Here is a 25,541-nt window from a genome sequence, read left to right as displayed (position 1 = left end):
GCCGTTGCGTCGTGCGTTGCGGCGCGTCCTGCGCGCCTAGACTGTGGGTGGGCTTCCGGCGCAGTCACCATCGTGACGCGTCGCCGTTCCCACAGATCAAGTCTATAGGCAACGCCCCCGATCGGGCGCGGCCGCGCCCACCCGAGGCGCATCCCTGGAGGCGACCCATGTCCCACGCGCCCGCCACGGCGGCATCCCGCCCGTCCGCCGTCCAGGCTCTGCTCCCCGATCGCATCACCCGCTATACACGCGTGCTCGCCTGGCTGGTGCTCGTCACCAACATCGTGATCGTCGGAACCGGTGGACTCGTGCGCCTCACGGGCTCGGGCATGGGCTGCGAGACGTGGCCCTATTGCACGTCGGATTCGCTCGTGCCCACACCGGAACTCGGCGTTCACGGCCTCATCGAGTTCGGCAATCGTACGCTGACCGGAGTCCTCGTGATCGTGGCGCTGCTGGCATTCCTCTCTGTCGTTCGACTGTGGAACGCGCGGCCCGAGCTGCCCAAGCTGACGCTCGCCGTCGGGATCGGCATCATCCTGCAGGCCGTCATCGGCGGCATCACGGTCTGGCTGCACCTGCATCCCGCGATCGTCGGCCTCCACTTCCTGATTTCCGCGGCGCTCGTCGCCGTCGCCGCGGCGTATGTCGTGCGGGTCTACGCGGCGCCGGGGCCCCGCCGGCTCGCGGTGCCCGGACGGTACGCGGCTCTTGTCCACGTGACGAGCGTGTTCGTTCTGATCACCGTCGTCATCGGCATCCTGCTCACCGGATCCGGCCCGCACGCGGGCGACGACGCCGCCGCGCGCAACGGGCTCGACCCGATCCTCTGGCAGCACGTGCACAGTTGGCCGGCCTATATCCTGCTCGCGCTCACGCTCGTCGTCTTCGCGGGGTCCTTCCGGATGCCGAGCGTGCTGCGTCTGCCGCTGTGGAGCGGCTTGCTGCTCGCCGTGGAGGGCCTGCAGATCGTCGTCGGGCTGTGGCAGGCGCGCACGGGACTGCCGATCGCGCTCGTCAATATCCACATGGTCCTCGCAGTCTCGCTCGTCGCGGCGATGACCTCTCTCGTCCTGCACCTGAAGGCGCCGCTGGGCGTCCTGACTTTCGCAGACGGCTCCACAGCGGGATCATAGGTGGTGCATCGCTCGCACTCGGGCGGTTCGCAGATAGTCGAAGAGCCGCATCGGATGACGCGGCACGACATGAAGGAGTCCCGCATGCCCACCACCCGCCTCAGCCGCAGCATCCCGTTCTGGGTGCTCGTGGCGGGATCCGTCGTCGCGATCGCCGGCGGCGCCTACTTGCTCATCACGAAGCTCGCGGTGATGGCCTCCACCTTGACCGACGGGAGCGCCACCGGTGTCGAGGTCTACGCCGGCCAGACGTGGGCCGTGATCGGCGGCATCCTCGTGGGAGCCGGCCTGGTCGGCCTCGCCCTCGCGTTGACCCTCGCGGCGCTGCGCGCCGTCGTGGCGCCGCGTGCGATCGAGGTCGAAGCCGTCGAGGTCATCTCCGCCCCCGCGTGGGAGGACGAGGTCGTGGAGACCGTTCCCGCATCCCGCGCCGAGGCCCGCACCGCCGCCGCTCCGGTGACGGCCGCCGCTCCGGCGACCGCTGCCTCAGACCCCGAGGTTGCGTTCGCAGCCGAGGAGCCCGACGCGACGTCCCCGACCGACGCGGAGACGCCCCGCGCCTGACCGCGCGCGAAGAACGACCCCGGTGCCGCCGCGCGGACCGGGGTTGTTCTTCGTCCGGCGCCGGTTCAGGCGCCGAAGGGCGCGCGCGTGGCGATGACGGTGACAAGTCGCTCCACGGCGAAGACGGGGTCGCGCGACGCGCCCTTGACCTCGGCATCTGCGCGCGCCGCCGCCTGGATCGCCATGCCGAGCGATGTCTCGTTCCAGCCGGTGAGATCACGGCGGGCGCGGTCGACCTGCCAATCCTTCATGCCGAGCCGCGCCGCCAGGGCGCGCGCGGGCTCACGGCTGCCGGCGACACGAGCCATCGTGCGCAGCTTGGAGGCGATCGCGGCGACCAGCGGAACCGGGTCGGCTCCGCTCGCGAGAGCGTGACGCAGCGCGACGAGCGCATCGCCGTACCGCCCCGCGATCGCCGTGTCGGCGACGGTGAACGCCGAGGTCTCGACCCGCCCGCCGTAGTAACGCTCGACGATCTGTTCTGTGATGTCGCCGGGAACGTCGGCGATGAGCTGCTGACACGCCGCGGCGAGTTCGGTGAGATCGTCGGCGAACGCGCCGACGAGACCACGCAGCGCGAGGGGTGCGATCTTCCGGTGCGCCGACTGGAACTCGCCCGCGGCGAAGTCGAAGCGATCGGAATCCCGCTTGACCGCGGGGCAAGCGATCTCGATACCGCTCCCCTGTCCGGCCCTGATGGCGTCGAGCAGCTTCTTGCCTCGCACGCTCGACCCCGTGTGCCGCAGGACGACGGTGGCGCCGTCCTGCGGTGCGTCGAGGTAGGCGAGAGCCTCGGTGAGGAACGAGTCGGAACACTTCTCGACGCCCGAAACCCGCACGAGTCGCGGTTCGCCGAAAAGGGACGGTGAGGTGAGAGCGAGCAGGCTCCCGGACGCGTAATCGTCGGCGCGGAGGTCGGAGACTTCGAGGCTTGCGTCCTCTGCGCGGAGGAAATCGCGGATGCCTGCGATCGCGCGCTCGGCGCACACTTCCTCGGGCCCGGAGACGAGCACGATGGGTGCGGGCTGCGGCTGGCGCCACGAGATCTGCGGGATCGCCGACGCTGCGCGGGTGGGTGCTCGACGCGGCGCGGGGCTCATGGCATCAGCCTACCCATCGGGTGCGACAGCAGCCGGGGCGCGCTGACGCCAGGCGCGCAGTCCCGTATCGTCCTTCCAGACGGCGAGAAGTCCGCTCTGATCGGTTCGCAAGGCGAAAGTTCCGACGGTGGCGAGCATGGCGAGCGTCTCGGCGCGCGGGTGACCATAAGTGTTCGGGCCGACGCTGACGAGCGCGATGGCCGCGCCGATTCGCGCGTACAGGGCCGGGTCCTGATCTGCGCTGCCGTGGTGCGCGACCTTCACGACGTCGTACGCGGTGAGGAGCGCGGCACCAGTTGCCATGGCCCGCTGCCCCGCAGCGGAGAGGTCACCGAGGAAGAGCGACGACGGCACCGTTCCCCCGCTGAACTCGACGGTCACGCTGCCGTCGTTGCCGCCAGGCGTGTCGGGGCGGGGCCAGAGTATTCGCCACCGCGCTTCTCCGAGTACTCCCGTCATCCCCCGGGTCGCGGAGGTCAGCGCGGCGCCATCGTCCTGGAGGGAGCGCAGGGTACGTTCGTCGTCCGCCTCGGCGACGGGCCCGTGGAGGACACGGTCGACCCGCCCGACCACTGCGGCGACTCCGCCGCTGTGGTCGTGATCGAAGTGGGTCAGAACGAGCAGATCGAGCCGCGCGATCCCCAGCACATCGAGACAGCGGGCAAGAGGCTCCGGGTCGGGACCCGTGTCGACGAGGGCCGTGGCGCCCTGGGATCGCACCAGCACCGCGTCGCCTTGTCCGACATCGCAGGCCGCGATCGACCACTGTGTGGGCAATGCCGCGCGGTCGACGACGTCGGCGACAGGACCGAGCGCGAGTCCGACGCCGATCGCGGCGGAGATCGTCCATGCCGCGGCGACTCGCGCTGCGGGCCGTGCCGGAAGGACCAGCCCGCAGACGGCGACGCCGAGGACGCTCAGCGCGACGAGGCCGCCCCATCCCTCCGGCCAGGGCAGGACGCTCCCCGGGAGGCTCGCGAATGTCGTCGCCGTCGCCGCGATCCACGTGGCCGGCAGCCACGCAAGTGCCGCGAGACCGCTCCCGAGCAGCGGGATGCCGGCGCACAGGCACGCGGCGAGTCCCAGGATCGTCCCCAGCGGCGCCGCGGGAGCGGCGAGCATGTTCGCGACGACGCCGTACACGGAGAGTTGAGGGGCGATCAGGACGATGAGAGGACCGCAGGCGATCTGAGCTGCGAGCGGTACCGAGATCGCGAGAGCGAGCGGCTGCGGCATCCACCGCGACAGGCCGTCGGCGAGGGGGCCGGCCCCGACCAGGAGCGCGCCGGTCGCCGCCGACGACAGCGCGAATCCGAGCGACAGCCCGAGCCACGGGTCGCTGACGAGGAGGACGGCGATCGCGGTCGCGAGAAGCGAGAGTCCCCCGCCGGGGCGACCGAGCACGATGCCGAGCATCGCGATCGCCGCCATCGCCGCGGCGCGCACGACGCTCGGTTCCGGCGAGACGAGGACGACGAACGAGCCGAGCGCGACGAGACCTGCGCCGACGCGCACGCCTCGGCGGGCGCGGCACAGTGCGGCGAGCCCGAATGCTCCCGCCACGATCAGCGCGCAGTTCGCGCCGGAAACCGCGGTGAGGTGGGACAGCGAGGACGCCTTCATCGCGGCATCCAGCTCGCGGCTCACGCCGCTGGTGTCGCCGACGGCGAGTCCGGCGATGAGTCCGGCCCCCGGCGGGGGCAGTCCGGAACTCACGTCAGCGAGCCCAAGGCGGAGCGCCGCGGCGACCGCGAGGGGCCCGGCCGCCTGCGCGTCCACGCGGGGCGCGCCGTTCGCGTCGATGACGAGGACGGCGCGCTCGCCCGGGTCGGTGCGCCACGCGGTGCCGGTGATCGTGACGAGGGCGCCGAGGTCGAGCCCGGCCGGTCGCTCCTTCGTCCGCACGAGGACGGGGACGCCGGGGATGGCCACCGCACCGTCCACGTCGTCCCCGCGCTGGAGGCGGTCGAGCATGCCGTCGAAACGCCATCCGTCGGAGCTGGGTTCGATCTTGCCGACGGCCCGCACCTGGGCGGTGAGGACACGACCGCCCTCCACCTCGGCGCGCGCGACCTCATCGCGCGCCGGCTGCGCCAGTGCGACATGCGTACCGACGGCCGCGGCCGCCGCGAGGATCACGGCCCCGAGCGCACACCACGTACGCGCGCGTTGCCACCGTCGTCGCCCGGCGACGACGAGAAGAACCAACGCCCCACCCCAACACGCGAGAGCGGTCGCGCGCGCGGACTCCGGGAAGAGTGTCGTGAGCGCCGCAGCAAGCCACGCGGATGCCGCGACGGGCACCATTCGCGCGTCGCGCCGCCGCAGTCGTCGGAGCGAGTGCGACGGCGGCGGTGGCGGTGGCGTCGGCTCGCGCGCGACCGTGCTCGTCACACCGTCACCAGATCGCGCAGCGATGCCAGCATCTTGTCGCCGATGCCCGGCACGGAGAGAAGATCGTCGACGCTCGTGAACGGCCCGTTGTCTTCGCGCCACTGAATGATCCGCTCGGCGATCGCCGGGCCGACACGAGGCAGCGTGTCGAGAGCCGAGACATCCGCTGTGTTGAGGTTGACGCGCCCGTCGCTCGCGACGCCCGGTGCTGCTTCACCGGTGGCACGCGCCTCGCCGACGACGGGAACGCGCAGCTGCTCGCCGTCCGAGACGCGCCGTGCGAGGTTGACAGCGCTCTCGTCGGCGTCCGGCGCGAGTCCGCCCGCCGAGGCGATGACGTCGACGACACGGGCACCGTCGTCGAGCCGGTAGAGACCGGGACGGACGACGGCACCGAACACGTGCACGTAAACGCTCGCGGGCGCGGGTGCCGCGGCGGACACGGCAACCTGCTCCCCCACCGCGTCCGACGTGGCGGAGGTGCGGACGATCCCCACCACGACCGATGTCGCCGCGGCCGCCAGCACGAGCACGATCGCCGCACCGACGCCCAGGCTGCGCCTCGCGGGTCTCTCGAGCGTCGCGCCGGTCACTCGGTCACTGTGGCAGTGCTCCGACCGTCACGGCCGCCGTGACCCCCGATCGGTGGAGAACTCAGCGGCATCGCCTCCTGTGGAGGAGGCGATGAGGTCTCACGCGGTTGTGAAGCTCACGACCTTCGGCGCACGGACGACGGCGCGGGTGATCTCGCGCCCTGCCAGCGCGCGCACGACCTTCTCATCCGTGCGGGCGAGGGTCTCGAGTTCCTCGGAAGAGATGCGTGCGGGGACAGTGAGCGTGCTGCGCACCTTGCCGTCGATCTGCACGACCGCCGTCACCGACTCCTCGACGAGAAGGGTCGGGTCGGGCTGACGCCAGGTCGCGAGGCCGACGAACGGCGCGTAGCCGAGCAGCGACCACATCTCCTCCGCCGTGTGGGGCGCGAACAGGTCGAGAATCAGCGCGAGCGCCTCGGCAGCCTCGCGGACGGCGGGGTCAGCGGGACCCGCCGGACCGTCGATCGTCTTGCGCGTCGCGTTCACAAGCTCCATGAGGCGCGCGATGACGACGTTGAACTTCGTCTGCTCGATGAGCCCGGGAGCGTCGGCCCAGAGGCGGTGGGTCACGCGGCGGAGCGCCTGATCGCCCTCCGCCCACACCACGTCGGTGGGGCTCGAGACCTCGTTCGCGATGCGGAGGGCGCGCGCCAGGAACTTCTGCGCGCCGGTGGTGGACACGTCCTCCCAGTTGATGTCGTCTTCCACGGGTCCTGCGAAGACGATCGCGACACGACTCGCATCGGCCCCCGGGTCGACCATGCTGGCGGCGAACTCGACGAGGTTTCCCTTGCTCTTGGACATCTTGCCCCCGCCGAGCAGAACCATCCCCTGGTTGATGAGCGAGGAGAAGGGCTCTGTGAAGTCGATCATCCCGATGTCGAAGAGGAACTTCGTGATGAAGCGTGCGTAGAGCAGATGCAGGATCGCGTGCTCGACACCACCGATGTACGAGTCGACCGGTGCCCAGCGCAGCGCTTCGCGCTCGGAGAACGGCTCGGCGGCGTCGTTCGGGGAGAGGAAGCGCAGGAAGTACCACGAGCTGTCCACGAACGTGTCCATCGTGTCGGCGTCGCGGAGGGCGGGCTCGCCGGTCTCCGGGTCGACGGTGTGGATCCACTCGGCTGCGCCGCCGAGCGGCGATGTTCCCTTCGGTTTGAGGTCGAGCCCCTTCGCGTCCGGCAGGACGACCGGGAGCTGATCCTCCGGCACCGGCACGATGCGGCCGTCTTCGGTGTGGATCATCGGGATGGGGGTGCCCCAGAAGCGCTGGCGCGAGATCAACCAGTCGCGCAGCCGGAAGGTCTTCGCCGCGCGCCCAGTACCGGCCGCCTCGAGTTCCTCGATCACGCGTGCGATCGCGTTGCGCTTGCTCATGCCGTTCAGCGAACCCGAGTTCGTCAGGCGTCCGTCACCCGTCAGTGCGATACCCGTCGTGGCGGGATCGAGGTCGCCGAGTGCGGGGCCTGGATCGACCGGAACTCCGTCGTCGTCGAGTTCGATCACAGGGATCGCGCCGGTGACCGGCGCGGTCGTGTCGACGACGACGCGGACGGGCAGGTCGAAGGCGCGCGCGAAGTCGAGGTCGCGCTGGTCGTGAGCGGGTACCGCCATGACGGCGCCGTGACCGTAGTCGGCGAGCACGTAGTCCGCCGCCCAGATCGGCAGCCGTTCCCCATTGATCGGGTTGATCGCGAAGCGGTCGAGGAAGACACCCGTCTTCGGCCGGTCCATCGTCTGTCGTTCGATCTCGCTCGTCTTCTGCACGGTCGCCAGATACTCCTGGAACCGCGCCCGCACCTCGTCGGACGATCCCGAGACGAGTTCTGCGGCCAGGTCGGAGTCGGGCGCGACCACCATGAAGGTCGCGCCGTGCAGGGTGTCGGGTCGCGTCGAGAAGACGGTGACCTTGGCATCCCGACCCTCGATCTCGAAGTCGATGTCGGCGCCGACGGAGCGTCCGATCCAATTGCGCTGCATCTGGAGCACTTTGTGCGGCCAGAAGCCCTCGAGCTGGTTGAGGTCGTCGAGGAGGCGGTCGGCGTAGTCGGTGATCTTGAAGTACCACTGCGTGAGCTTCTTCTTGACGACGACGGCTCCGCTGCGCTCGGAGGTGCCGTCGGGCAGGACCTGCTCGTTCGCGAGGACGGTCTGATCCACCGGGTCCCAGTTGACGACGCCGTCCTTGCGGTAGGCGAGCCCCCGCTCGTACAGCTTCTGGAACAGCCACTGGTTCCAGCGGTAGTACTCGGGGTCGGAGGTGTGGAGAACCCGGCTCCAGTCGTACGACGAGCCGAACTCACGGAAGCTCTTCTTGTGCTGATCGATGTTGGCGTACGTCCACTCGCGCGGGTCGGAGCCTGCACCACCCTTGATGGCGGCGTTCTCGGCGGGCAGCCCGAAGCTGTCCCAGCCGATGGGGTTCAGTACGTTGTAGCCGCGGTGCCGCCAGAAGCGCGCAACGACGTCGACGTAGGCGTAGTTCTCGGCGTGGCCCATGTGCAGATCGCCGGAGGGGTAGGGGAACATCCCGAGGATGTACTTGCGGGGGCGCGTATCCTCGTCGCCGCCGGCGCGGAAGGGGTCCTGCTCGGCCCAGAGCCGCTGCCACTTCTCCTGGATCGCGTGCGTGTCGAATGCGCCGCTGTCGGAGGCGGGCGCAGTGTCAGTAGGAGTGCTCATGGAGGAGGAGGACCAATCTCGGGCGGGGCGACGCGTGCAGACGCGCGAACACGTCTTTCCAGATTACCGGAACGGCCTCACCAACCGACCGGGGTCGCCGCCCCGAGTGCGGCGAGCGGGCCGCGCGCTTTGAGCCCGACCTCCGCGACTTCTTCCGCGGCGTTCGACAGCCACGTGATGCCCCCGCCCGCCCCGACGTACGCTCCGCCCGGGTGCACGACGATGGAGCGGATCGTCATCGCGAGGTCGAGGCTCCCGTCGTCGCCGATCCATCCGAAGCAGCCCGCATAGATACCGCGCGGCTGCGCCTCGAGGGTGTGCAGGATCGACATCGCCGACAGCTTGGGCGCCCCTGTCATGCTCCCGGCCGGGAATGCGGCATCCAAGAGGTCGGCGAGCGTCGTCCCCTCCCGCAATCGCCCCGCGACCGTGCTGACGAGCTGGTGCACAGCGGAGTACGACTCGACCTCCAGCAGACGCTCCGCAGCGACCGAACCCGCGTGGCATACACGCTGCAGGTCGTTGCGCATGAGGTCCACGATCATGACGTTCTCCGCGCGTTCCTTGACGGATGCCGCGAGCTCGGCCGCCGCGCGGATGTCGGCCTCGGCATCCGCCGAGCGCGGACGCGTGCCTTTGATCGGGTGCGTCCTGACGGTGGCGCCGCGGACCTCGAGGAACCATTCCGGGCTTCCACTGAGAAGTGCGTGCGGGCCGACCCGGACGATCCCGCCGTGGTGCGCGGGAAGTGTCTCGCGCAGTCGCAGATAGGTCGCGGCCGGGTCGATCGGATCGTCGCTCGCCACGGTGAAGCGCGTCGTGAGGCACAGCTGGTACGCGTCGCCGGCCCGGATCGCATCGCGGCAGCGCTCGATCAGGTCGGCGTATCGTGCAGCCGTCACGCGCGCGGTCGCCGCGCGGGGCCGAGTCAGGGTCGGCACGATGGGATCGGACGTCAGCCAGCGGTCCAGGTGCGTGGCCGCATCCTCCCGCGCCGTTCCCGGCGCGAAGAGCCACGCCTCCTGCCGGGCATGGTCGAAGGAGACGAACCACGCGACGTCGAGACCGGCGGTGTCGGGGACGTCCGCGTCGACGAGGGCGGGCGCTCCCGCTCGTGCGGCGGCGCCGTCGTACCCGAACCAGCCCACCCATCCCCCGCCGAAGCGCCCGGGAAGATGGTCGTCGCCTGCGCCGATCACGGCCGCAAGCGGAGGCGGCGCGGGCGTGCCGACACCCAGATGGCTCCATCCCTCGCGGGCGTCGGGTCCGGCGTCGAGCCAGAAGCCATGGGGCTCGCGCGCCGGTCCACGCACGAACAGCGCGGCAGGATCGACCCACGGCACGCGCACCGCGCCTCGGTCGTCCACGCGGCATTCGGTCACCCCCACAGAGTAGAGGTTCGCGCCCAGGGCTCCCCCGTAGGCTGGAGCCGTGAACGAGTTGCTGACATGGCTCCTGGATGCCGTGCAGAGCGTCGACCCGGTGGTGCGGACGATCTTGGCGGGCGTCGCGATCGTGCTCGAGACAAGTGTGCTCGTCGGTCTCGTGGTCCCCGGCGACACCGTCGTCATCGTCGCCTCGACCGCCGTCGGATCGTTCGCCGAGGGCGCCGTCCTCGTCGTCGTCGTGATCGTCGGTGCGCTCATCGGCGAGAGCATCGGCTTCTGGCTCGGGCGCTGGCTCGGGCCGCGCATCCGCTTCTCCCGACTGGGTGTGCGCATCGGCGAGCACAATTGGGCCCGCTCCGAGCTCTACCTGCGCCGACGTGGTGGGCCTGCCATCTTCCTCTCCCGGTTCCTCCCCGTGCTGCACTCGCTCGTCCCGCTCACGGTCGGGATGAGCGGCTTCGCGTATCGGCGCTTCCTCGCCTGGACAGCTCCGGCCTGCACCATCTGGGCCATCGCGTACGTCGGGGCGGGTGCCGCGGCGGCGGGCACGTATCGCGAGCTCGCCGACCGACTCCATTACGCGGGGTACCTGTTCGTCGCGATCATCGTCGTCTTCCTGGGGCTCGCGTATGTCGCCAAACGCATCATCGTGCGCGGCGAGGCCCGACACATGCGGCACGAGACGAGCGAGGAACCCGACTCCGGCTCATCGTCCCCGACCGGCATGGGAGACTGAAGCGATGCCCTCCGAACCCGCCCCGCGCACCAAGGTGCTATGGATTGCCCGACTGGAGTACCGCTTCCACGCGTGGCGTGAGCGCCGCGCGCGTGCCCGCGGCAACACCCCGAGCGTCTCGGCCTACCCCGGCTACGGCGGCGAGGACTGGGTGCGCGTGCTCGGTCGCGTTCTCATCGTCCCGCCAGTCCGAACGCGCGGAGGCGGCGAGTACGCGAGTGTGCGCGGATGGCGCGCCTTCGCATCGGTACCCGTGGGTTACGCCCAGGTCTCGGTCACGATCGATGAGGTGCAGCACGAGGTGGTCGCCGACCGCGGCGGGGTCATCGACACCGTGCTGCCCGCCCGCCTCGAACCGGGCTGGCAGTCGATCACGATGTCGGTCGAAGGCTCGGATCCCTTCGAGACGCGCGTCTTCATCGTCGGAGCGGACGTCCGCTTCGGCGTCGTCTCCGACGTCGACGACACCGTCATGGTGACCGCCCTCCCCCGTCCGCTCGTCGCGGCCTGGAACTCCTTCGTCCTCGATGAGCATGCCCGCCAGCCCGTGCCCGGCATGGCGGTGCTCCTCGAACGGCTCGTGCGGGACCACGCCGGCGCGCCCGTCGTCTACCTCTCCACGGGGGCGTGGAACGTCGCGCCGACGCTGCAGCGCTTCCTCCGAAGGCACCTGTTCCCGCCGGGAGCACTCCTCCTCACCGACTGGGGTCCGACGCACGACCGGTGGTTCCGCAGCGGCCGCGAGCACAAGCAGGAGAACCTGCGGCGTCTGGCGCGCGAGTTCCCGCACGTGAAGTGGATGCTGCTCGGAGACGACGGGCAGCACGATGACGACCTCTACACAGCGTTCACGAGCGAGTTTCCCGACCACGTGACCGGGGTCGCGATCCGGCAGCTCTCCCCCGCCGAGGCGGTGCTCGCGGGCGGCCGCACCGCGGTCAACGACCATTCCGCGGCGCGCGTACCGTGGGTCACCGCATCCGACGGCGCCGGAATCCTCGATCAGTTGACCGACGTCGGCATCGTCGCCCGCGACTGATCACGCCGCACCGAGTTCGGCACGTCCGCCCCTGTGCGTAGGCTGGCGACATGTGCGGACGTTTCGTGGTGGCCAGCAGCGGATCTGAGCTCGTCGGCGTGCTCCGCGTCGACCTCGAGGCCGATGACCTGCCCGCCCCCTCGTTCAACATCGCGCCCACCGATCGTGTGGCGATCGTGCTCGACTCCGCCAAGACGGAGCCGCCGACGCGGCGCCTCGAAGCCGCCCGCTGGGGCCTCGTCCCCGCCTGGGCGAAGGACCTCTCGATCGGAGCGAAGGCGTTCAACGCCCGCTCCGAGGAGGTGGAGGACAAGCCCATGTTCCGTCAGGCGCTCATCAAACGGCGCGCCGTCATCCCCGCATCCGGCTACTACGAATGGCACACCGAAGACGGCGTCAAGGTGCCCTATTACGTCCACCCACAGGACGATGCGCCGCTGCTGTTCGCGGGACTCTACGAGTGGTGGAAGCATCCCGCGAGATCCGACGACGACCCCGCGCGATGGGTGCTCAGCTGCACGATCCTGACGCGCGCGGCGACGGGTGCGCTGGGCTCCATCCACGATCGGATGCCGCTGTTCATCGATGCAGACTACGCCGACGTCTGGCTCGACCCGACGACGGAGAACGTCGGAGATCTGCTGGATGCCACGATCGACGCCGCCCCGGCGCTTGTCGATGGGCTGTCGATGCGCGAGGTCGGCCGCGAGGTCGGCAACGTACGCAACAACGGGCCGGAGCTCATCGCCCCGGCCCGTTGTGGGTGCGGATCAGTCGAACGAGACCGTGGCGTTCTCGTCGTTGAGGACGATCACGGGCGTGACGGCCGACAGGCCCGCGGAACGGATCTTGTCGACGTCGAACCGGATCAGGGGCGTCCCGGCGCTGACCTTGTCGCCTGTCTTCACGAGCGTCTCGAAGCCGTCGCCCTTGAGGCCCACGGTGTCGATGCCGATGTGGATCAGCAGCTCGGTGCCGTCGTCGAGCGCGAGCCCGATCGCGTGACCGGTGGGGAACACCGAGGCGACCGTGCCATCGGCCGGCGCGACGATCGTGTCGCCGGTCGGGTCGACCGCGATGCCCGGGCCCATCGTGCCCTGCGCGAACATCGGGTCGGGTACCTCCGCGAGCGGCACGACGGTGCCCGCGACGGGCTGGCGCAGCGTCAGCACACGCACGGTCGCCGTGGTGGTGGCGGTCGTCGTGGTGGCGGCCGGCAGATCACCGGCGGCCTGTGCGGCCTCGATGCGGGCCGTGCGGCCGGAGATGAGGTCGTCCATGGCGTCCTTCACGAACTGCACGTTCAGGCCGTACACGACCTGCACGGAGTGGCCGCCGGCCTTGATCGTGCCTGCCGCGCCGGCCCGCTTGAGGGCGTGCTCGTCGACCTTCGCGGTGTCGGCGATCTCCATGCGCAGTCGCGTCGCGCAGTTGTCGACGTCGAGGATGTTGTCCTTGCCGCCGAGAGCTGCGATGAACTTCTCCGCCGTGCCGTGGTACCCGGTGAGGCTCGTCTCGATGTTGTCGGCGTCCTGCGTGTCGATCTCCTCTTCACGGCCCGGCGTCTTCAGATTGAAGCGCTTGATGAGGAAGTAGAACGTGAAGAAGTAGATGAAGAACCACGCGACGCCCATGAGGAGAAGGATCCAGGGATTCTGTGCGAGGGGGTTCATCCACTGAAGCACCATGTCGATGAAGCCGCCGGAGAAGCCGAAGCCGAGCCTGGTCGGCAGCATCGCCGCGATGCCGACCGAGATGCCCGTGAAGATCGCATGCACGAGGTACAGCCACGGCGCGACGAACATGAACGAGAACTCGAGCGGCTCGGTCACACCGACGAAGAAGGAGGCGACCGCACCGGAGAGCATGATGCCGTACGTCACCTTCTTGCGCTTCGAGTCGGCGGTGAGATACATCGCGAGCGCGGCACCGGGGAGGCCGAACATCATGACCGGGAAGAACCCGGCCATGTACTGGCCCGTGACGCCGTACACGCCGTCGCCGTTGGCGCCGTTGAGGAAGTTCGTGAGGTCGTTGATGCCCGCGACGTCGAACCAGAAGACCGAGTTCAGGGCGTGGTGGAGGCCCGTCGGGATGAGGAGGCGGTTGAAGAAGCCGTAAAGGCCGGCACCGAAGGGGCCGAGCGTCGAGATCCACTCACCGAACCAGACGAGGCCGCCGTAGACAACCGGCCACACGAAGAGGAGGACGACAGCGACGACGAGTGACAGGCCCGCGGTGACGATCGCGACCGATCGCTTGCCGGAGAAGAACGACAGGGCGTCGGGGAGCTTCGTGTCTTTGAACTTGTTGTAGCACCACGCGCCGATGAGGCCCGCGATGATGCCGACGAAGACGTTCTGGACCTTGCCGAACGCGGGATTTACGTTCTCGAGGGCGTCGATGCCCATGAGTCCTTGGACACTCGCGGGGCTGAGGAGGGTCGTGATCGACAACCAGGACACGAGACCAGCGAGGGCGGAGGTGCCGTCGGTCTTGTTCGCCATGCCGATCGAGACGCCGACGGCGAACAGAAGCGGCATGTTGTCGAGCAGCGCGCCACCGGCAGATCCCAGGAACGTCGAGACGACGTTGGCCCCGGCGGCCGAGCTGATCCAGTACGAGATGCCGGACAGAATCGCCGCGACCGGCAGCACAGCCACCGGAAGCATGATCGATCTGCCGAGCCTTTGGAAGAACTTCATTCGTCCCCTCCGAGATGCTGATGGCGAGTGGTTCCTGCGCCTGGGACGACGGTAGTCGCGATCGGACCGGACGTACAGCGTTCACTCAGGAATGTGGAGATCACGTACGCCTTTCGGCGGGGTATGCGGCGCACGAAAAAGACCCCGACTCTCGTCGGGGCCTTCATTTTGGTGGACCTGAGGGGACTCGAACCCCTGACCCCCTGCATGCCATGCAGGTGCGCTACCAGCTGCGCCACAGGCCCATTCTCTGGGATGTCACCGCTCCCGCGGCAACCCTTCGATGCTACTACATCGGGCGGGATGCCACGAACCGGGCGGCTACTCGGGCGCGTCGACGGGGACGCCGGTCGGGATGACCGGGCAGTCCGTCCAGAGCCGCTCAAGCCCGTAGAACACACGCTCCTGCTCGTGGAAGACATGGACGACGAGATCGCCGAAGTCGACGAGGATCCAGCGCGCTTCGTGCTTGCCCTCACGCCGCAGTCGCTTGACGCCCTGCTCGAGCATGGCCTCCTCCACGGCATCCGCGATGGCGGCGACACCCCGCTCGCTCGTGCCCGTCGCGAGCAGGAATGCATCGACGAGCGGAAGGGGCTCGGAGACGTCGAAGGCGACCAAGTCCTCGGCGCCCTTGCTTTCCGCGGCGGCCGCCGCGATCTGGACGAGTTCGGCAGTGCGTGCAGAGGCGGTCAACGGAAGGCTCCCGTGAAGAGGGCGACGATCAGCACGCCCATGAGGGCGAGCGCGAGCGCGCCGGCGGTGATGCCGAGGGCGATCATGAGGCGGCTCCCCTTTTCAGGGGCCGGCGGTTTGATGATGTCCTCGGCACTCTTGATGGTGCTGATCGCCGAGCTCGCCGCGATCGGCGTCGGCGATGAGGTCGCGGGCAACTCACCGTCGACGAGGATTGCGTCGATCTCCTTGCCGTCCGACGATCCGCGCGACGTTCCCGTCGATCCGAAGGACTCCGGGAGATTGTACGTACCCGTGACGAGAACCTCGCCCGTCCCCGCGATCGGCGAGGTGAACGATCCGGTGTCGGGCGTTTGCGACAGGATCAGCGCGTTCGACGCGGCGAGTGATCCGGTCGCCGCGCTGCCTCTGGTGAGCAGCTGATCGAAGGATGCCGGCAGCTCGAGCTCCACGCCCTCGCCGGCGAGCAGACCGGAACCGAACGTCGGTGCGACGACCGCGCGCGGTTCGTCCTCGGCATCCTCGGCGTCGGCCGCTGTGTCGACGGTGTCGACGGTGTCGACAGCGTCGATCTCGACGTCCGGCGCTTCTGCCTGCGCGTCTGCGAGAGCATCGGCGGCAGCATCAGCGTCCGCGGCATCTCTCGCCTCGGATTGTCCGAACCCGGCGTGCTCCGACTCGACGGGCTCCGGCTCGGCAAGCTCCTGCGCAGTTCCCTCCTCGTCGACGACCGGGACGGACGCGGTCCGCAGGCGTTCCTGCTGCCGGGCCGCGCGGCGGGTCAGGGCCGGTGAGCCGAGATCGACGTCGTGCTCGGCGGGTGGCTCTTCGACCACGACGGGCTCGGCGGCGCGCGGCAGCGGCGCGACGACCGCCGCGGCGCTCTCCTGCGCCTGCTCCGGCGTGATGATCGGGTTCGACGCGGTGTTGCGCAGCTCCCGCAACTGACGGCGGGTCAGCTGGGGAGTGTCGGGCTGATCGGGTGTGCTCATGCCTCGCTCCGGTACAGGTGGTGCTTCGCAATGTATTGGACGACGCCGTCGGGCACGAGATACCACACCGGGTTTCCCGCGCGCACGCGTGCGCGGCAGTCGGTCGACGAGATCGCGAGCGCCGGGATCTCGAGTTGGCTGACGTTCGCCGTCGGCAGGCCCTCCGTGCTGAGGACGTGCCCCGGCCGGGAGACGGCCACGAAGTGCGCAAGGCCCCACAGTTCACCGTGATCGCGCCAGCTGAGGATCTGGGCGATGGCATCCGCCCCGGTGATGAAGAACAGCTCGGCATCCGGCCGTGCCTGCTTCAACTCCCGAAGCGTGTCGATCGTGTAGGTGGGTCCGTCCCGGTCGATGTCGACGCGGCTCACGGTGAATCGTGGATTGGATGCCGTGGCGATGACCGTCATGAGGTAGCGGTGCTCGCTCTCGGTCACCTTGTCCTTCTGCCACGGCAGCCCCGTGGGCACGAACACGACCTCGTCGAGGTCGAAGGACTGAGCGACCTCGCTGGCCGCGACGAGGTGTCCGTGATGGATGGGATCGAACGTCCCGCCCATGACCCCGATGCGCGGGGCGCGCTCCGAAACCATCGGCCTGCCTCAGTGGTGGCCGTGGCCCACCTGCGCCTGGTCGACGGGGTGCGCCTTGGCGTAGGCCTCGGCCTTATGGGCGTGACGGTTCGCCACGTTGCGGTACGACAGGGTCACGAAGCCGAGCGCGAGGAAAACCACCATCGCGATCGCGCCGAAGACGAAGGTCTCGCCCTGGACGTTGCCGTGATGCTCCGCCGTCTCGGTGGCGAGGGCGATGATCGTGGCGATGGTCATTCGGGCTCCGTTCGGTTCGGGTGAGTCAAGTTTATGCGGTTCAGGCGCGAATCTGCCCGGCGCCGCGCGCGAGCCACTTCGTGCTCGTGAGCTCCGGCAGGCCCATGGGTCCCCGCGCGTGCAGCTTCTGCGTCGAAATGCCCACCTCGGCGCCGAATCCGAACTCGCCTCCGTCGGTGAAGCGCGTCGAGGCGTTGGCCATCACGACAGCGGAGTCGACTTCCGCGAGGAAGCGCTCGGCGTTGCGCTCATCGGCGGTGACGATCGACTCCGTGTGGTGGGTCGAGTAGCGGCGGATGTGGTCGAGCGCCTCGTCGAGGTCGTCGACGACGCGCATCGACAGGTCGAGGCTCATGTGCTCCGTGGCCCAGTCGGCGTCCGTCACCGGAACGGCGCCGGGGACGAGAGCCCGGACGGCGTCATCGCCGTGGATCGTGACACCGGCGCCTTCGAGCGCTGCCGCGACCGACGGGATGAGGCGGTCCGCGGCATCCCGCAGGACGAGCACCGTCTCGACCGCGTTGCAGACGCTCGGGCGCTGCACCTTCGCATTCACGACGATCTGCTGCGCCCACTCGAGGGGCGCCGAGGAGTCGAGGACCACGTGCACGACTCCGGCGCCGGTTTCGATCACCGGCACCGATGACTGCGTCACGACGGTCTCGATGAGCTGCGCGCTCCCGCGCGGGACGAGCACATCGACGAGCCCGCGCGCCTGCATGAGCGCATCGGCGCCCTCGCGGCCGAAGTCGTCCACCGTCTGGACCGCCTCGGGATCGATGCCGACCGAACCCAGGGCGCCGCGCATGACAGCGACGAGTGCCGCGTTGCTCGAGAGCGCCGCCGTCCCGCCCCGAAGCACGACGGCGTTGCCCGAACGCAGCGCGAGGGCGGCGATATCGACGGTCACATTCGGCCGCGCCTCGTAGATCGAGCCGATCACGCCGAACGGCACGGAAACCTTCTGGAGCCGAACGCCGTTCGGCAGCGTGCGCTCGTCGAGGAGGCGCCCGACAGGGTCGGGCAGTGCGGCGACATCCCGCACGGCGGCAGCGAGAGCACGCACACGAGCATCGTCGAGCCGCAGTCGATCGCGCAGGCCGGTCGACAACCCGCTCTCGTCGCCGCGCCGCAGGTCCTCGGCATTCGCGGTGACGATATCGCCCGCGGCTTCCTCGATCGCGGTCGCGATCGCCCGCAGAGCCTCGGCCTTGGCGCCGTCGCTCAGCAGGCCGACGCTGCGGGACGCGGTCTTCGCGAGCTCCATGCGCTCGCGCGCCGTCGTCGCGGTCATCGCGGGGGAAGTCATCCGCCCAGTGTATCCAGCCGTCGGATGAAGACGCGTTCGATCAGGACGCGATCGCGCCCGTGCGGACGTTCCCGGTCGCCGCTCCCGGCGTCGCGTCGGAGTCGGGAGCGAACCAGGTCCCGACGGCGCCGCCGCTGAGCGCCTCGACGACGAGATCCGCGCTGGTCACGAGCACGCCGATCCCGGCGGCCGCGGCCAGCCGTGCGGCGGACACCTTGGTCGCCGCACCGCCGGTGCCGACGCTGTTGACGACGACCGAGCCGAACTCGAAGCCAGCCAGGTCGTCGCCGAACGCGACGGTGTCGATCGGAAGTGCTCCCGGCTCGCTCGGCGGTCGCGTGTACAGGCATTCGATGTCGCTCAGGAGGACGAGCGCGTCGGCCCCGATGAGCTCGGCGACCAGTGCGGCGAGGCGGTCGTTGTCGCCGAAGCGGATCTCGTGCGTTGCGACAGTGTCGTTCTCGTTCACGATCGGCAGGATGCGCAGGCCGAGCAGACGCTCCATCGCTCGGCGGGCATTGGAGCGGTGCGTGGCGTTCTCGAGGTCACCCGCGGTCAGCAGCACCTGGCCGGCCACGATCGCGAAGGGGCGCAGGGCGTCTTGATAGCGGTAGATGAGAACGTTCTGCCCGACGGCCGCGGCCGCCTGCTGGGTCGCGAGGTCGACGGGACGCTCGTCCAGAGCGAGGTACGGCATTCCGGTCGCAATCGCACCCGATGAGACGAGAACGACCTCGGTTCCCCGTCCGTGTGCTTCGGCGAGAGCCTCGACGATCGGCTGGATCTTGCCGGCGTTCTCCCCGCTGATCGACGATGAGCCGACCTTCACGACGACACGGCGCGCTCCGTTCAGGTCTGCGCGCGAACGCACGCTCACGCGTCGTCCTCGTCGTCCCAGCCGCCGTCGTCGACACGGGCACCGCGGTTCTCGAGGCGCTCCTGTTCGAGTTCAGCGCGAGCCTCGGCCTTGGCATCCATGCGCTCGTGGTACCGCTCGCGGCGCTGAGACGTCGTGCGACGCGGGTTGAGGTCGAGGCGCGGGTCCGTACCGCGGGGCGCCGTCATGAGCTCTGCGGCCGACGACAGCGTGGGATGCCAGTCGAACACCACCCCGTCGCCGTCACCGATCACGACGGTGGAACCCGCCTCCGCCCCTGCGCGGTAGAGCTCGTCTTCGACACCGAGCTTCTCGAGGCGGTCGGCGAGGAAGCCGACGGCCTCCTCGTTCTGGAAGTCGGTCTGCTGCACCCAGCGCACGGGCTTCGCCCCCAGGATGCGGAAGATGTTGCCGTACGTGCCGCCTTCGACGCGGATCTGGAACTCGCGCTCGGCGCCCTGCGGGCGGATGATGACGCGCTCCGGCGCGGGAGCGGCAGCCTGCTCTGCACGATGGTGCGCGACGATGTCGGCCAGGGCGAAGGTCAGTGGCCGCAGTCCTTCGTGGCTGACCGTGGAGATCTCGAACACCCGATAGCCGCGTGCCTCGAGATCGGGCCGCACGAGGTCCGCGAGGTCCTTCGCCTCGGGCACGTCGATCTTGTTGAGGGCGACGAGTTGCGGGCGCTCGAGGAGAGGGACCTGACCCTCGGGCACCGGGTAGTTGCGGAGCTCGTCGAGGATCACGTCGAGGTCGCTCAGCGGGTCGCGGCCGGGTTCGAGCGTTGCGCAGTCGAGCACGTGCACGAGCGCCGTACAGCGCTCGACATGTCGAAGGAACTCGAGCCCGAGGCCCTTCCCTTCGCTCGCGCCCTCGATGAGTCCGGGCACGTCGGCGACGGTGAAACGCACGTCGCCGGCCTGGACGACGCCGAGGTTCGGGTGCAGCGTCGTGAACGGGTAGTCCGCGATCTTCGGCCGCGCCGCAGACACGGATGCGATGAGGCTCGACTTGCCGGCCGAGGGGAACCCGACGAGCGCGACATCCGCGACCGTCTTGAGCTCGAGCTGAACGTCGCCTTCCCACCCCGGTGTTCCCAGCAGAGCGAAGCCCGGCGCCTTGCGCTTGGGGTTCGCGAGGGCGGCGTTGCCGAGACCGCCCTGTCCGCCCGGAGCCGCGATGAAGCGCGTGCCGGGGACAATGAGGTCGGCGAGGACGTCACCCTCGGCATCCTTCACGACAGTGCCGACGGGGACGGCGAGCTCGAGGCTCTCCCCCGCGGCGCCCGAGCGGTTGTCGCCCATGCCGAATCCCCCGTTGCCGGCACTGCGGTGCGGCGAGTGGTGGTACGACAAGAGCGTCGTCACCTGCGGGTCCGCGACGAGCACGACGTCCCCGCCGTGGCCGCCGTTGCCGCCGTCAGGGCCAGCGAGAGGCTTGAACTTCTCCCGGCGCACCGAGACGCAGCCGTTGCCGCCCTTGCCCGCACGCAGGTGCAGCGTGACGCGATCGACGAAGGTCACCATTGTCGGTCTCCTGTCCGGGAACGAACGAGGGGCGAGCCGAAGCCCGCCCCTCGCGAAGTGTGTGTCGCTCTTACTCGGCCGCCGCCACGATGTTGACGACCTTGCGGCCGCCCTTCGTGCCGAACTCGACCGCGCCCGCCTCGAGGGCGAACAGCGTGTCGTCGCCTCCGCGGCCGACGTTCGCGCCGGGGTGGAAGTGCGTGCCGCGCTGGCGGACGATGATCTCGCCGGCGAGGACCTGCTGGCCACCGAAGCGCTTCACGCCCAGTCGCTGTGCGTTGGAGTCACGCCCGTTACGGGTAGAGCTCGCGCCCTTTTTGTGTGCCATCTCGTCTTCTCCCGTGGCTTACTTGATGCCGGTGATCTTGACGCGCGTGAGGTCCTGGCGGTGCCCCTGGCGCTTCTTGTAGCCGGTCTTGTTCTTGAACTTCTGGATCACGATCTTCGGACCGCGCTCATCACCGAGGACCTCGGCGGTGACCGTGACCTTCGCGAGCTTGTCCGCATCGGTGGTCACGGCGTCGCCGTCCACGAAGAGGACAGCGGGGAGCTCGATCTTGTCGCCGACCTTCGCCTGCTGACGGTCGAGGACCACGACCGTGCCGACCTCGACCTTTTCCTGCCGGCCGCCGGCGCGCACAACTGCGTAAACCACTTCACACCTGTTTCTTCTGTGGAGCGCTCGGCTCCGATTGTCTTCCGAGGCGAGACGCCTCTGACGAGTCTGCGGGCGCGGAGGCGGGACCTCGACGCACCAAGGGACTACTTTACCGGATGCACGCCCAGCGGGCAAAAGCATGCGTTGCGCGTGTCGCGGATATCTACGATGGGTCAATGGCGATCCTGATCGACGACCCCCGCTGGCCCGCCCACGGGCGGCTCTGGGCGCACCTGGTCAGTGACAGCGATCTCGACGAGCTTCACGCTTTCGCGGCCGCGCAGGGGATCCCGCGTAGGGGCTTCGACCTCGACCACTACGACGTCCCCGAGGACGCGCACGCGCGCCTGATCGCCGCCGGGGCGCAGCACGTGAGCGGGCACGACCTCGTACGTCGGCTCATCGCCTCGGGCCTGCGAGTGACGGCGCGAGAGCGGCGCAGACCCGGCGCGAGCTGACGAGCGTGCGCCGAGTCTGCGCCGAGCGCGTCAGTTCTCGGTGGCGACGGGTGTCGCGTCCACCGGCGTGCCGCTCAGAGCGGCCGTCGTCACACGGCGACGGCCGCGTCCCTGACCGGGCGCCTTGGGTTCGGGAAGTGCGCTCAGCACCGAGTCGAGCAGCAGATCCTTCTCCGTCTTCGGGGATCCGCCCTCGGGCCGGTCTCCCCTCTCGCCGCGCGCACGGCCCTCACCGCGCTTGCGCCGCGGCTTCTTGGCGGCGGTGCCTGCGGCGTCGCGCGCCTCGTCGACGGCGACCGTCGGCGCAGTCGCATCCTCTGCGGCGTCGACGACGGCTTCTCCCGTCGCCGGGTGGATGGTGGATGCCGCAATGGCCGCCAGCGCCGACTTCGCGCCCTCGGTGATCACGTGCGTGCCGCCGCCGTTTCCACCGGTCGCAGATGAGGAGCTCGTGGGACGCGAGCGCCGCCCGTTCCCCGAACCGTTCGAGACGGGAGCACCCCGGTGCTTCACGACCGGATCGTGGTGGACGATGACGCCGCGCCCCGCGCACACCTCGCACGGCTCGCTGAAGGTCTCGAGCAGTCCGAGCCCGAGCTTCTTGCGGGTCATCTGCACGAGCCCGAGCGAAGTGACCTCGGCGACCTGGTGCTTCGTCCGGTCCCGGCTCAGGCATTCGATGAGTCGGCGCAGCACGAGGTCGCGGTTGGACTCGAGCACCATGTCGATGAAGTCGACGACGATGATGCCCCCGATGTCGCGCAGGCGCAGCTGCCGGACGATCTCCTCGGCCGCCTCGAGGTTGTTCTTCGTGACGGTCTCTTCCAGGTTGCCGCCTGAGCCGACGAACTTGCCGGTGTTGACGTCGACGACCGTCATCGCCTCGGTGCGGTCGATCACCAACGAGCCGCCCGACGGCAGCCACACCTTGCGATCGAGCGCCTTCTCGATCTGCTCGGTGACACGGAATCGGTCGAACGGATCCTGGTCTTCCTCGTACTTCTCAATGCGCTCGAGGAGATCCGGAGCGACGCCTGCGAGGTACGACGTGATCGTCTGATAGGCATCCTCGCCCTGGATGAGCATCTTCGAGAAGTCCTCATTGAAGACATCGCGGACGATCTTGACGAGGAGGTCGGGCTCGGAGTGCAGCAGGTATGGCGCCTGCTGCGTCTCGACCTGCGCGGAGATGTGCTCCCACTGGCTCGTGAGGCGCTGCACGTCGCGGGTCAGCTGCTCCTCGGTCGCGCCCTCGGCGGCTGTCCGCACGATGACGCCGCTCGACTCGGGCAAGACCTCTTTGAGGATGCGCTTGAGGCGTGCTCGCTCGGTATCGGGGAGCTTCCGCGAGATACCGTTCATCGCGCCGCCCGGCACGTAGACGAGGTAGCGGCCGGGCAGGGAGATCTGGCTCGTGAGGCGCGCACCCTTGTGCCCCACCGGATCCTTCGTGACCTGCACGAGCACACGGTCCCCGCTCTTGAGCGCGAGTTCGATGCGGCGCGGCTGGTTGCCGGTCTCCACGGCGTCCCAATCGACTTCGCCCGAGTACAGCACGGCGTTGCGGCCTCGGCCGATGTCGACGAACGCGGCTTCCATCGAGGGCAGCACATTCTGCACGCGCCCGAGGTAGACATTGCCGATGAGCGACGACTCCTGGCTGCGCGCGACGTAGTGCTCGACGAGCACGTTGTCCTCGAGCACGGCGATCTGGATGCGTCCGTTCTTGGAGCGGACGATCATGTCGCGGTCGACGGCCTCGCGGCGGGCAAGGAACTCCGCCTCGGTCACGACCGTGCGTCGGCGGCCCGCCTCGCGGCCGTCGCGGCGGCGCTGCTTCTTCGCTTCGAGACGCGTCGAACCCTTGATTCGCTGGGGCTCCGTGATGAGCTCGACCGCACGCTGGCGCGGCTGACGGCCGCCGCGTTCCCCTCGCTCGGAGCGATCGGAGCCGGATGCCTCGTCTCCCTCGCCGTTCGCCGCGCCCCCGCGGCGGCGACCGCGTCGGCGCGCACTGGATCCACCGGGCGCACCCTGATCGTCGCGGTCGTCGTCCTCCAGGCGCGACGGCAGAGCGATGACCTCCGGCGCGTAGAAGAAGAGCTGCGTGGACACCTGCGAGACGAACTCCGCCGGCAGGAGGCCGAGCGACACGGCGGTGACCGGCTGCGGCTCCGCCGGCGCCTCGGCTGCCGTCGCGGCCTCGGCATCGGTCGCGGCCTCGGCATCCGAAGTGATCTCCTCCGCGTCTGCGACGACCGCCGCTTCGGCGACCTCCTCCGCAGCGGCGGCGTCGTCGACGATGCTCTCGGCGTCCGCCACGGCGGCAGCGTCCGCTCTCTCGTCGGCGGCCGCTTCGGCGGCGACGATCTGTTCGGCCTCGGCGACGAGGTCACTCTCGGCGGCAGCCTCGGAGACGTCGTCGGGGACGAGTGCCTCGGGAGGCGTCAGCGCCGCAGCGGCGTCGTCGTGGTCGGATTCGGGAAGGTCATTGCGCTCATCGGCCATCTCTGGCGTACTCCTTGCGGGGCGGCTCCGCGGGCCACTCCCGGCAGATCTGGCGGTCTCGCTCCGGTCCGGAGGTGCCGCGAACTCATACGGTCTGCAGCCTCACCCGCTCGGCGGCGGGGCTCGTACTGCGAAGGGCGTTCATCGCCCGAAGTCTTCGGTGATGCGCTGCGGCGCGGCCGCGGCGGCATCGGCCTCATTATTCCACTTTCCGCTTCCGATTGCGCGAGAAGGTGCGCGCCGGCGTTCCGCAACACGCATTCTGAGCGCAACGCAAAGGCACGGATGCCATAATCGCGCCATGTCAGCGCGCACGATCGAGTCACGTCCGAAAGCCCTCGCCGTCTGGCTCATCATCGCGGGCGTCATCGGGTGGGGCGCGGCGTTCGCGCTCACGGTGGAGAAGTTCCACGCGCTGCAGAACCCCGATTCGGGTCCCGCCTCGTGCGACTTCAGCATCATCGTGCAATGCACCGCGAACCTCGACTCGTGGCAGGGCAGCGTCTTCGGGTTCCCGAACCCGATCATCGGCCTGACCGGATGGGTGGCACCGATCGTCGTCGGAATGGCCGTGCTCGCAGGCGCCCGGTTCGCGCGCTGGTTCTGGCTCGCCTTCGCCGCCGGAATCACGTTCGCGTTCGGATTCGTGCTGTGGCTGATCGGGCAGAGCATCTACATCCTCGGCACCCTGTGCCCGTGGTGCATGGTGACCTGGCTCGTCACGATCCCGACGTTCTACGCGGTGTGGGTGCACCTGCTTCGCGCGGGGGCGATCTCCGACTCGGCGCGCGTCCGTGCGGTCGGCGCGAAGCTCGGCCCGTGGGTGCCGCTCTTGGCGATCCTCACGTACGCGATCGTGCTGCTCCTCGCACAGGTGCGGTTGGATGCCATTCCGCAGCTCATCGACGTCATCTTCTGACGCGCAGACGCGCGTCAGAACCAGATGGCGAGCTCCCGCGCGGCGGACTCGGGGCTGTCGCTGCCGTGCACGAGGTTCTGCTGCACTTTGACGCCCCAGTCCCGGCCGAAGTCCCCGCGGATCGTACCCGGCGCCGCGCTGGTGGGGTCGGTCGTACCCGCGAGGGAGCGGAACCCCTCGATGACGCGATTGCCCGCGAGACGGATCGCGACGGACGGGCCGGACAGCATGAACTCGATGAGCGGCTCGTAGAACGGCTTGCCCTCGTGCTCCGCGTAGTGCTGCGCGAGCAGATCACGGTCGGGCTCGACGAGTTTGATGTCCACGAGCGCGTAACCCTTCGCCTCGATGCGGGCCAGGATCGCACCGGTGAGTCCGCGTGCAACACCGTCCGGCTTCACGAGGACGAGCGTCTCTTCCGTGGGCAT

At 69.4% G+C, this 25,541-nt stretch carries 23 protein-coding genes, 1 tRNA gene and 1 pseudogene; 7 read left to right on the top strand and 18 right to left on the bottom strand.

Annotated elements, in window-relative coordinates; all coding sequences use genetic code 11:
- Positions 1 to 167 precede the first annotated feature (167 nt).
- Both WFI52_RS06255 and WFI52_RS06250 read left to right on the top strand, forming a co-directional pair.
- Positions 168 to 1,136 (top strand): COX15/CtaA family protein, encoded by a 969-nt coding sequence (locus WFI52_RS06255; protein WP_336626147.1) that lies wholly within the window; start codon positions 168 to 170, stop codon positions 1,134 to 1,136.
- Between the two features lie 84 nt (positions 1,137 to 1,220).
- Complete coding sequence (locus WFI52_RS06250) at positions 1,221 to 1,700, top strand: dinucleotide-utilizing enzyme (RefSeq protein WP_336626146.1); 480 nt, start codon at positions 1,221 to 1,223, stop codon at positions 1,698 to 1,700.
- 65 nt (positions 1,701 to 1,765) lie between these two features.
- Here the strand turns inward: WFI52_RS06250 and holA are convergent, their stop codons facing one another.
- The 5 genes from holA to WFI52_RS06225 all read right to left on the bottom strand — a co-directional run bounded on the left by holA (position 1,766) and on the right by WFI52_RS06225 (position 9,854).
- Complete coding sequence (holA, locus tag WFI52_RS06245; protein WP_336626145.1) at positions 1,766 to 2,800, bottom strand: DNA polymerase III subunit delta; 1,035 nt, start codon at positions 2,798 to 2,800, stop codon at positions 1,766 to 1,768.
- A gap of 9 nt (positions 2,801 to 2,809) precedes the next feature.
- Positions 2,810 to 5,194 (bottom strand): ComEC/Rec2 family competence protein, encoded by a 2,385-nt coding sequence (locus tag WFI52_RS06240; protein WP_336626144.1) that lies wholly within the window; start codon positions 5,192 to 5,194, stop codon positions 2,810 to 2,812.
- Entirely contained in the window at positions 5,191 to 5,787 is a 597-nt protein-coding gene (locus WFI52_RS06235; protein WP_336626143.1) for a ComEA family DNA-binding protein, read from the bottom strand. The genes WFI52_RS06240 and WFI52_RS06235 overlap by 4 nt, the downstream gene beginning before the upstream one ends.
- Positions 5,788 to 5,886: 99 nt before the next feature.
- Positions 5,887 to 8,472: a leucine--tRNA ligase gene (gene leuS, locus WFI52_RS06230; protein WP_336626142.1), complete on the bottom strand. Its 2,586-nt coding sequence runs from the start codon at positions 8,470 to 8,472 to the stop codon at positions 5,887 to 5,889.
- 77 nt (positions 8,473 to 8,549) lie between these two features.
- Positions 8,550 to 9,854, bottom strand: a complete 1,305-nt coding sequence (locus tag WFI52_RS06225) for an anthranilate synthase component I family protein (protein ID WP_336626141.1) — start codon at positions 9,852 to 9,854, stop codon at positions 8,550 to 8,552.
- A gap of 49 nt (positions 9,855 to 9,903) precedes the next feature.
- Here WFI52_RS06225 and WFI52_RS06220 point away from each other — a divergent pair, with 49 nt between their 5' ends.
- The 3 genes and pseudogenes from WFI52_RS06220 to WFI52_RS06210 form a co-directional block, all read left to right on the top strand.
- Positions 9,904 to 10,596, top strand: coding sequence for a DedA family protein (locus tag WFI52_RS06220; protein WP_336626140.1), 693 nt, complete (start codon positions 9,904 to 9,906; stop codon positions 10,594 to 10,596).
- A gap of 4 nt (positions 10,597 to 10,600) precedes the next feature.
- Positions 10,601 to 11,635 (top strand): App1 family protein, encoded by a 1,035-nt coding sequence (locus WFI52_RS06215; RefSeq protein ID WP_336626139.1) that lies wholly within the window; start codon positions 10,601 to 10,603, stop codon positions 11,633 to 11,635.
- A gap of 50 nt (positions 11,636 to 11,685) precedes the next feature.
- Positions 11,686 to 12,387, top strand: a pseudogene (locus tag WFI52_RS06210) (SOS response-associated peptidase); the annotation flags it as partial.
- An 18-nt stretch (positions 12,388 to 12,405) separates the two neighbouring features.
- Here the strand turns inward: WFI52_RS06210 and nagE are convergent.
- From nagE to rplU, 11 genes are all read right to left on the bottom strand, one after another.
- The gene (gene nagE, locus WFI52_RS06205) at positions 12,406 to 14,307 is read right to left on the bottom strand and encodes an N-acetylglucosamine-specific PTS transporter subunit IIBC (RefSeq protein WP_442927715.1); all 1,902 of its coding nucleotides are present in this window, start codon (positions 14,305 to 14,307) and stop codon (positions 12,406 to 12,408) included.
- 202 nt (positions 14,308 to 14,509) lie between these two features.
- Positions 14,510 to 14,585 (bottom strand) — tRNA-Ala (locus tag WFI52_RS06200).
- Positions 14,586 to 14,661: 76 nt separating this feature from the next.
- Positions 14,662 to 15,036: a ribosome silencing factor gene (rsfS, locus tag WFI52_RS06195; RefSeq protein WP_336626137.1), complete on the bottom strand. Its 375-nt coding sequence runs from the start codon at positions 15,034 to 15,036 to the stop codon at positions 14,662 to 14,664.
- Positions 15,033 to 16,028: a hypothetical protein gene (locus WFI52_RS06190; protein ID WP_336626136.1), complete on the bottom strand. Its 996-nt coding sequence runs from the start codon at positions 16,026 to 16,028 to the stop codon at positions 15,033 to 15,035. The genes rsfS and WFI52_RS06190 overlap by 4 nt, the downstream gene beginning before the upstream one ends.
- Positions 16,025 to 16,621: a nicotinate-nucleotide adenylyltransferase gene (nadD, locus tag WFI52_RS06185; protein WP_336626135.1), complete on the bottom strand. Its 597-nt coding sequence runs from the start codon at positions 16,619 to 16,621 to the stop codon at positions 16,025 to 16,027. The genes WFI52_RS06190 and nadD overlap by 4 nt, the downstream gene beginning before the upstream one ends.
- Before the next feature lie 9 nt (positions 16,622 to 16,630).
- On the bottom strand, positions 16,631 to 16,858 hold the full coding sequence (locus tag WFI52_RS06180; protein WP_292858767.1) for a hypothetical protein: 228 nt from the start codon (positions 16,856 to 16,858) through the stop codon (positions 16,631 to 16,633).
- A gap of 40 nt (positions 16,859 to 16,898) precedes the next feature.
- A complete protein-coding gene (locus WFI52_RS06175) occupies positions 16,899 to 18,167 on the bottom strand; it encodes a glutamate-5-semialdehyde dehydrogenase (protein ID WP_336626134.1) in 1,269 nt (422 codons plus the stop codon).
- Between the two features lie 40 nt (positions 18,168 to 18,207).
- Positions 18,208 to 19,044, bottom strand: coding sequence for a glutamate 5-kinase (proB, locus tag WFI52_RS06170; RefSeq protein WP_336626133.1), 837 nt, complete (start codon positions 19,042 to 19,044; stop codon positions 18,208 to 18,210).
- Complete coding sequence (gene obgE / locus WFI52_RS06165; RefSeq protein WP_336626132.1) at positions 19,041 to 20,570, bottom strand: GTPase ObgE; 1,530 nt, start codon at positions 20,568 to 20,570, stop codon at positions 19,041 to 19,043. Before obgE ends, proB begins: the two co-directional genes overlap by 4 nt.
- Positions 20,571 to 20,640: 70 nt before the next feature.
- Entirely contained in the window at positions 20,641 to 20,898 is a 258-nt protein-coding gene (gene rpmA / locus WFI52_RS06160; protein WP_204963532.1) for a 50S ribosomal protein L27, read from the bottom strand.
- Between the two features lie 18 nt (positions 20,899 to 20,916).
- A complete protein-coding gene (gene rplU / locus WFI52_RS06155; protein WP_336626131.1) occupies positions 20,917 to 21,225 on the bottom strand; it encodes a 50S ribosomal protein L21 in 309 nt (102 codons plus the stop codon).
- Between the two features lie 179 nt (positions 21,226 to 21,404).
- Between rplU and WFI52_RS06150 the strand changes: the two genes are divergently transcribed.
- Positions 21,405 to 21,686, top strand: a complete 282-nt coding sequence (locus WFI52_RS06150) for a DUF4031 domain-containing protein (protein WP_336626130.1) — start codon at positions 21,405 to 21,407, stop codon at positions 21,684 to 21,686.
- Positions 21,687 to 21,716: 30 nt separating this feature from the next.
- On the opposite strand, the gene WFI52_RS06145 is transcribed toward WFI52_RS06150, so the two are convergent.
- Positions 21,717 to 24,194, bottom strand: coding sequence for an Rne/Rng family ribonuclease (locus WFI52_RS06145; protein ID WP_336626129.1), 2,478 nt, complete (start codon positions 24,192 to 24,194; stop codon positions 21,717 to 21,719).
- Positions 24,195 to 24,495: 301 nt separating this feature from the next.
- On the opposite strand from WFI52_RS06145, the gene WFI52_RS06140 reads away from it, so the two are divergent.
- Positions 24,496 to 25,113 (top strand): vitamin K epoxide reductase family protein, encoded by a 618-nt coding sequence (locus WFI52_RS06140; RefSeq protein WP_336626128.1) that lies wholly within the window; start codon positions 24,496 to 24,498, stop codon positions 25,111 to 25,113.
- Between the two features lie 14 nt (positions 25,114 to 25,127).
- Here WFI52_RS06140 and ndk read toward each other — a convergent pair whose 3' ends face one another.
- Complete coding sequence (gene ndk, locus WFI52_RS06135) at positions 25,128 to 25,541, bottom strand: nucleoside-diphosphate kinase (RefSeq protein WP_336626127.1); 414 nt, start codon at positions 25,539 to 25,541, stop codon at positions 25,128 to 25,130.

Origin of the sequence: Microbacterium sp. MMO-20 (genome assembly GCF_037147735.1) — a bacterium.
Taxonomy (GTDB): domain Bacteria; phylum Actinomycetota; class Actinomycetes; order Actinomycetales; family Microbacteriaceae; genus Microbacterium.
This window is presented reverse-complemented; position numbering and strand designations above follow the sequence as displayed.